This window comes from Streptosporangium sp. H16 (genome assembly GCF_051918855.1).
Taxonomy (GTDB): Bacteria; Actinomycetota; Actinomycetes; order Streptosporangiales; family Streptosporangiaceae; genus Streptosporangium.
In genome coordinates this window covers 202,762-209,589 of record NZ_JBPXMD010000016.1, presented here as the reverse complement: position 1 = coordinate 209,589, position 6,828 = coordinate 202,762, and the positions used below count along the sequence as shown (strand labels likewise).

Below are 6,828 nucleotides of genomic sequence, written 5' to 3'. Positions count from 1 at the left end.
GCCGTCACCCTCGGCGGCAACCTCGCCGGCATCGTGGGCAGCCTGCTCGCCGTACCCGTCGCCGCCCTGATCGCCGTCATCTGGAACTACCTACGCGACCAGCTCAGCGACCCACCCCCGCACCCCGAAACCAGCCCACCCCCCACCACCCCCACCACCCCCACCCCGAACCCCGAACACAGAACACAGAACGCGCCACAGGTCTGACCACCCACCGCAACGCCCGCGACGACGCGATCACCGTCGCAGGCGTCGTACGACCTCCTCGGCCCCCAGGGCGTGGGCGACGGCGGCGAGGTCGGGACTGCGGATGGCCCCGGTCAGCGCGACGCGGACGGCCTGGGAGGCTTCGCGGATCGATCCGGGGTGAACGCCGGGATTGGCCTTGTGCGCCTTGGGGGTGGGGGCGAAACCGTGCCGGGCGGCGAGGTCGCGCACCTGCTCGAACCAGCGGCCGGGGTCGGTGTGCGGCCGGTAGTGCTCGGCGAGGTCGTCGAGCATGGCGTGGACCAGCCGCGGGTCCAGGCCACCGAAGCGGGGGTCGCCGTCGTCGTCGACGCGTTCGAACAGCGAGGAGAAGAAGAAGCCGTAGGCGGCCCGGAAGTCCGACCATTTGCGCAGGTCCTTGCGCGGGTTCGGTACCCCGTCGCGCTCGACGGCCAGCGCGCGCAGTGCCAGGTCCCGGTCGCCGTCGAGCACGGCGACCAGGTCCGGGTCGTGGTCGGCGGCCCAGTCCCTCAGGCGGCGCAGGATCTCCTCGCCGGGCAGGGTGGCGACGAAGTCGGCGCTGATGTCGTCCAGCTTGGCCATGTCCACCAGAGGGCCGGCCACGCCGCACTCCTCCAGCAGGATGGGCGCGGCCAGCGCTTCGGCCAGGGGCAGCTCGGCCAGGCGCCCGTTGGCCAGGCCGCGCAGGTAGTACAGGACCGCCTCGACCGGGTAGCCCGCCTGGAGGTAGTGGTCGACAGACGCCTCGGGATCCTTGCGCTTGGACAGCTTGCGGCGGCTGCCGCCCTCCACCTTCATCAGCGGCGCGATGTGGGCGTAGTCGACGCGGGGAAAGCCGAGCGCGTCGAACAGCTGCAGGTGCAGCGGAACCGAGGAGATCCACTCGTCGCCGCGGATGACGATGGTGACGCCCATGAGGTGGTCGTCGACGGCGTGGGCGAGGTGGTAGGTGGGCAGGCGCGGGTGCTGGTCGCTGCTTTTGAGGATGACGGCGTCGTTGAGGTTGGCGTCGGCTTCCAGCTCGCCCCGGATCAGGTCGCGGTAGCCGATCCGATCGCCGGGGGAGGCGGGAGAGCGGAACCGCACCACGTACGGCCGGCCGGCGGCCAGGTGCTCGCCGACCCGCTCGGCCGGGGCGTCGCGCCAGATCGCCCACCGGCCGTAGTAGCCGGTGGGGACCTTCGCGGCCCGCTGCGCGGCGACGTTGGCCGCGAGCTCGTCGCGGGTGGCGAAGCACGGATACGCCTTGTTCCGGCGCAGGAGTTCCCGCACGTGGCTGAGGTAGACGGGCGAACGCGCCGACTGGGTGTAGGGGCCGTAGGCACCGGCGGGGTCCGTCTCGTCGGGGGAGACGCCGAAGGCGGAGAAGACGCGGTCGAACTGGGCGGCGGCGCCTTCGACCTCGCGCAGCCGGTCGGTGTCCTCCACCCGCACGAAATAGGTGCCGCCGCTGCGACGGGCGATGTCGGCGTCGATCATGGCCACGTACACGCTGCCGATGTGGGCGTGGCCGGTGGGGCTGGGGCTGACCCGGGTGACCTGGGCTCCCTCGGGCAGCGGCCGGGGCGGGTAGCGCCGCTGCCAGTGGCCGACCTCGGGCAGGTCGGCGGGGAACAGGGCGTCGACGGCGGCGCGGTCGAGCGGAGACATGGGTGGTCCACTCCAGCGGGCAGATGGCGTGTGAGGACGGACGGGGCCCGCCGGTGGCGGAGCCCTGTCCCGCAGTATGCCCGACAGGCCGGAGCCCGAGCCCGCCGATTCTTCACCCGTCTCATCGAGGCCGCGAGGCGTCCGGACGAAACGGGACCGCTGGTTGGGCCCTGCCTCCCCTCGCGTTCGCCATCGCGATCGGTGACGTCCTTCACCCGGACCGGGCGGACAGCCTCCGCGATCGATGGCGTCCTTCACCCGGACCAAGCGGACAGCCTCGGTCGTGGCGCCGGCGGCGCGACCGCTCGCCTCCGGCGCCGGCGATGCCGGTGGGCCGTCCCCGCGAGTCATCCGGTGCGGCGGGAGCGGGCCAGCACCAGCCCGCCGAGGGCCATGCCGATCAACCCCACCACCACGGCCACGACCCCTCCGACTATCCCGTAACCGGTGCCGGGGCCACCCTCGGCGGCGGCCACGACCATCCCGCCGACGACCGCGCTGATCAGCCCCGCCGCCAGGGCCACGAAGGCCCTCCTTCTCCCGGAGCCGGAGCCGATCCGGCCGGTGGAGCGGGCCAGCGCCAGCCCGCCGACGACCACGCCGACCAGCCCCACCCCCGCGCCCACCAGGGACCAGAGCCGCCCGGCGGTCATGGTGTAGGCACCGACGGGCTCCAGCTGGACCGAGGCGTGCGCGACCGCCGGTACGGCGAGCTGGAAACCTCCGATCAGGGCGGCTCCGGCCACGGCAAGCACACGTCGGACTGACATGAGGTGCTCCTTTTCTCCTACGACTGGCTGCTACGACTCGATACCGCCTGATCATGTCCGCCGGACCCGCCGCCGGTCGTCCGGCGGACGCGGACACTTCGCGCTGCCGCCGGTGCCGCAGCCGGCTGCCGCGGACGCCGCAGGAGCCGCGAGGCTACCGCGGGCGCGGTAGCCTGCCGGTCATCCGTGGGCGGGAGTCGCCCGCGCGGGCATCCGGTTAAGGTTCGCGCATGAGTACAGGACGGTCCGGTGTCCGGGCCGATGTCCAGGACTGGGCGATCGCCGTCGGCGTGGCGGCGACGCTGCTGGTCACCGGGCTGTCCGGGCGGCACTCCGCCACGGACCTCGCCCTGCTCGGCTACGCGCTGCTGGCGGCCGGGGGCCTGGTGCTGGCCGCGCGCCGCCGGGCCCCGATTCCCGTCCTGGCCGTCACCGGGCTGTGCGCGGTGGGTTACCAGGCCGCCGGTTTCGACGTGCCCGCCGTCGCGTACCTGTTCGCGGTATACGCCGCCGTACGGGCGGGACACCGCACCGTCACGGTGGTGGCGAGCGTGATCGTGCTGGCCGCGCTCCCCTTCGCGGCCCTGGTCTCGGGCCCGCACGACCTGGGCGAGGCGCTCGCGCAGGCCCGAGGCGCCCTCGAGCTGGCCTGGCTGGTCGCGGCCGGCGCCGCGGGTGAGGCGCTGCGGCAGGCCGAGCGGCGGGCGGACGAGGCCGAGCGCACCCGGGAGGAGACCGCGCGGCACCGCGCCGACGAGGAGCGGCTGCACATCGCGCGGGAGCTGCACGATTCGCTCACCCACCAGATCTCGATCATCAAGGTGCAGGCCGAGGTCGCCGTCCACGTGGCCCGCAGGCGTGGCGAGCAGGTGCCGGAGGCCCTGCTCGCGATCCAGGAGGCCGGACGTGAGGCGACCCGGGAGCTGCGCGCGACCCTGCAGGCGCTGCGCGACGACGACACGACCCCGCCGCGCGGGCTCGACCACATCCCGGAGCTGCTGGAAAGGGCCCGCACCATCGGCCTGGACGCGACGCTGACCATCGAAGGGCAACGGCACGACGTGCCGGCCGCGGTGAGCCGGACCGTCTACCGGATCGTCCAGGAGTCGCTCACCAACGTCTCCCGGCATGCCGCCGCCGCCACCGCGTCGGTCCGGATCGACTACCGTCCCGACACCCTCGCGATCCGCGTCGACGACGACGGCAGGGCCACGCCGGATACCGCCCCGGTGCCCGGTGTCGGGCTGCTCGGGATGCGCGAGCGCGTCACCGCCCTCGGCGGCTACCTGCGGGCGGCACCGCGCGGCGAGGGCGGCTTCACCGTCCAGGCCGAACTTCCCGTGGAGCGAACGTCATGATCCGCGTCCTGCTGGTCGACGACCAGCCGCTCATCCGCAGCGGATTCCGCGCGCTCCTCGACCTCGAGGACGACATCGAGGTGGTGGCCGAGGCCGGCGACGGGCTGGAGGGCCTGGCCCTGGCCAGAGAACACCTGCCCGACATCGCTCTCATCGACATCCAGATGCCGGTCGTCGACGGCATCGAGGCGACCCGGCGCATCGCCGCCGACCCGGCCCTGGCCGGGGTGCACGTCGTCATCCTGACCAACTACGGCCTCGACGAACACATCTTCGACGCGCTGCGCGCCGGCGCGGCCGGATTCCTCGTCAAGGACATCGTGCCCGAGGACTTCCTGCACGCCGTACGCGTCGCCGCGCGCGGCGACGCCCTGCTCGCCCCGTCGATCACCCGCAGGCTCATCAACAGGTACGTCGCCCAGCCGCTCGACAGCGGCACCGGTACGGGGCTGAAAGAACTGACCAACCGCGAGCGCGAGGCCGTCGCCCTGGTCGCGCAGGGCCTGTCCAACGACCAGATCGCGGACCGCATGGTGATCAGCCCGCTGACCGCGAAAACCCACATCAACCGGGCCATGGCCAAGCTCCACGCCCGCGACCGCGCCCAGCTCGTGGTCCTCGCCTACGAATCCGGCCTGGTGGTCCCGCGCGGCTCCTGACGTCCTCTGACACCGGGACCGGGCATCCCGGCGTGCGAACGACGCCAGGACCGGGCACCCCGGCGTGCGGGCGCGCGCGAACGCCGTGCCCGGGCCGTCAGGTGGCGTCCGGGCGCCTGCGCTCCCACCAGAGCGCGGCCCCGGTGACCACCGCGCCGACCCCCTCCCAGACGCCGACGCCGATGAACCGGGCGGGGGCGGCGCCGGTCACCACCAGGAGGGTGAAGACCGTGAACGTCAGCAGGCGGAACGGCACCGTCCACAGGAAGAAGGGCCGGTAGTCGGCCGCGGCGGCCAGGAGGTAGTAGACGCCCATGTTCACCGCGGCCATCGAGGAGGCGGCGAGGTACACCTTCGTGTAGTCGCCGGGGTCACGCGTCTGCGGCACCTCGAAGCCGAGGAGGGCGAGCATGGTGTCCGGCGACACCAGGCCGACGACGCCGAGTGCCACGGCGAGAAGGCCGAAGACGGCCATCGTCCAGCCGGAGAGGGAACGAGGGAGTCGCATGGCGGATCCTCCGGATACCAGGTCATCAATCGTGGGGGGGGTGGCCTCCCAGCGATCTTAGGATCACCACGTGTGCCGGCCGAAGCCGGTGATTCGGATGAGAGGAATCCGGCCTCGCGGCCGGCACGGCGATGGACGCGCGGACCCGCTTCGGCAGCGGCGGGCCCGCTCTCGTCATCGGCGGGCCCGCTCTCAGCGGCGGCGGGTCCGTGGCGGGCTCGGCCGCTCGGGGGGCAGGACCTCGACGGAGGTCTTGCGGATGTGGTCGTAGACCAGCGAGGTGCGTACGTCGGCGATGTTGCGGTGCCGGGAGACGTGGTCGAGGACGAAGTCGCGCAGGTGGCCGGTGTCGCGTACGGCCACCTGGATGATGAAGTCGTCGCCGCCGGACACCACGAAGACCGCGAGGGTCTCGGGAAGCGCGGCGACATGGTCGCGGAAGCCCTCGACCGCCTCCCTGATCTTCGGGTGCAGCCGGACGTTGATGAGCGCCTGGACCGGGCGGCCGATGGCGGCGAGGTTGACCTCGGCGTGGAAGCCCTCGATCACCTCCCTGCTCCGCAGGGACCGCACCCGTTCCAGGCAGGTCGAGGGCGCGATGCCGAGCCGCTCGGCCAGCTCGCGGTTGGTCTGGCGGCCGTCGCGCTGGAGCTCGGCGAGGATGGCCGTGTCAAGTTCGTCCACGCACACATCTTCCCAGAGATTTCCGAATTTTCTTCGGAAGCCATGAGATTGAGTTGTGATTCCTGCATTTCAGATGCGAACGTCCTCTCAGAAATTCGGAGAGAGGGAGACGGATGACCATATCGGCCGACTGGATCGGCACCCTGGACCGCCGGACCGACCTGCCCACCCGGCGGCTTCCGGTGAAATGGGTGATCGTGATCGACCATGATCTGCCCCGTGGCCTGCAGGCCAACGCCGCCGCCTGCCTGGCCGCGTCCGTGGGCAACGCGGTGCCCGCGATCCTGGGATCGGCGGGCACCGACGCCTCGGGCCACACCCACGCCGGGCTGCCCTGGACCGGGTGCACGGTGCTGGCCGCGCCCGCCGACGTCGTCCGCCGGATCAGGAACGAGGCGGCGGAGGAGGCGGAGCTGGTCGTCGCCGACATGGCGGCCATCGCGCAGCGGACCAACGTCTACGACGAGTATCTGGCCGGGCTGGCCCGCGCCGGCGGCGAGGATCTCTCGTACTACGCGGTGAGCCTGCTGGGTCCGCGCCAGGCCGTGGAGCGCCTCACGGGCAAGCTCCCGCTGCTGCGCTGACACGGCGGGGAGGCGGTCAGGTGACGGGAAGCCTCGGCACGCTGTCGATCAGGCGGCGGGTGTAGGGGTGGCTCGGAGAGCCGAGCACGGTGGCGGTGTCGCCCTGCTCCACGATCCGGCCGCGTTCGAGGACCGCCGTGTGGTCGCAGAGCATCGCGACCACACGGCGAGGTCGTGGGAGACCATCACGACGGTCAGCCCGTGGCTCTCGCGCAGCTCGGCCAGCAGGTCGATGACGCGTACGCGCGTGGAGACGTCCAGCGCGCTGACGGGCTCGTCGGCGAGCAGGACCCGGGGCTCGCACACGATCGCGCGCGCGATGGCGACCCGCTGGCGCTGCCCGCCGGAGAACTCGTGCGGGGCCGCTCGCCGGGGCCGATCGTGAAG

8 protein-coding genes and 1 pseudogene are annotated in these 6,828 nt (G+C 72.6%); 4 read left to right on the top strand and 5 right to left on the bottom strand.

Annotation, left to right across the window (positions count from 1 at the left end):
- Positions 1-207 (top strand): annotated as a pseudogene (locus ACTOQ2_RS26110) (hypothetical protein); the annotation flags it as partial.
- 30 nt (positions 208-237) lie between these two features.
- Here the strand turns inward: ACTOQ2_RS26110 and ACTOQ2_RS26105 are convergent.
- Both ACTOQ2_RS26105 and ACTOQ2_RS26100 read right to left on the bottom strand, forming a co-directional pair.
- Positions 238-1,878 (bottom strand): glutamate--tRNA ligase, encoded by a 1,641-nt coding sequence (locus tag ACTOQ2_RS26105; protein WP_440102973.1) that lies wholly within the window; start codon positions 1,876-1,878, stop codon positions 238-240.
- Positions 1,879-2,225: 347 nt separating this feature from the next.
- Positions 2,226-2,648 (bottom strand): DUF6223 family protein, encoded by a 423-nt coding sequence (locus ACTOQ2_RS26100; protein WP_440102971.1) that lies wholly within the window; start codon positions 2,646-2,648, stop codon positions 2,226-2,228.
- A gap of 230 nt (positions 2,649-2,878) precedes the next feature.
- Between ACTOQ2_RS26100 and ACTOQ2_RS26095 the strand changes: the two genes are divergently transcribed.
- Both ACTOQ2_RS26095 and ACTOQ2_RS26090 read left to right on the top strand, forming a co-directional pair.
- Positions 2,879-4,006, top strand: a complete 1,128-nt coding sequence (locus ACTOQ2_RS26095) for a sensor histidine kinase (RefSeq protein ID WP_440102969.1) — start codon at positions 2,879-2,881, stop codon at positions 4,004-4,006.
- The gene (locus ACTOQ2_RS26090) at positions 4,003-4,665 is read left to right on the top strand and encodes a response regulator (RefSeq protein ID WP_440102967.1); all 663 of its coding nucleotides are present in this window, start codon (positions 4,003-4,005) and stop codon (positions 4,663-4,665) included. Before ACTOQ2_RS26095 ends, ACTOQ2_RS26090 begins: the two co-directional genes overlap by 4 nt.
- 97 nt (positions 4,666-4,762) lie before the next feature.
- On the opposite strand, the gene ACTOQ2_RS26085 is transcribed toward ACTOQ2_RS26090, so the two are convergent.
- Together ACTOQ2_RS26085 and ACTOQ2_RS26080 are read right to left on the bottom strand one after the other, a co-directional pair.
- On the bottom strand, positions 4,763-5,173 hold the full coding sequence (locus ACTOQ2_RS26085) for a hypothetical protein (protein ID WP_440102965.1): 411 nt from the start codon (positions 5,171-5,173) through the stop codon (positions 4,763-4,765).
- 192 nt (positions 5,174-5,365) lie between these two features.
- Positions 5,366-5,857, bottom strand: a complete 492-nt coding sequence (locus ACTOQ2_RS26080; protein ID WP_362682891.1) for an Lrp/AsnC family transcriptional regulator — start codon at positions 5,855-5,857, stop codon at positions 5,366-5,368.
- A 113-nt stretch (positions 5,858-5,970) separates the two neighbouring features.
- Here ACTOQ2_RS26080 and ACTOQ2_RS26075 point away from each other — a divergent pair, with 113 nt between their 5' ends.
- Positions 5,971-6,441, top strand: a complete 471-nt coding sequence (locus tag ACTOQ2_RS26075) for a DUF2000 domain-containing protein (protein ID WP_440089746.1) — start codon at positions 5,971-5,973, stop codon at positions 6,439-6,441.
- Between the two features lie 16 nt (positions 6,442-6,457).
- Here ACTOQ2_RS26075 and ACTOQ2_RS26070 read toward each other — a convergent pair whose 3' ends face one another.
- A complete protein-coding gene (locus tag ACTOQ2_RS26070; protein ID WP_440102964.1) occupies positions 6,458-6,595 on the bottom strand; it encodes an ABC transporter ATP-binding protein in 138 nt (45 codons plus the stop codon).
- Positions 6,596-6,828 lie beyond the last annotated feature (233 nt).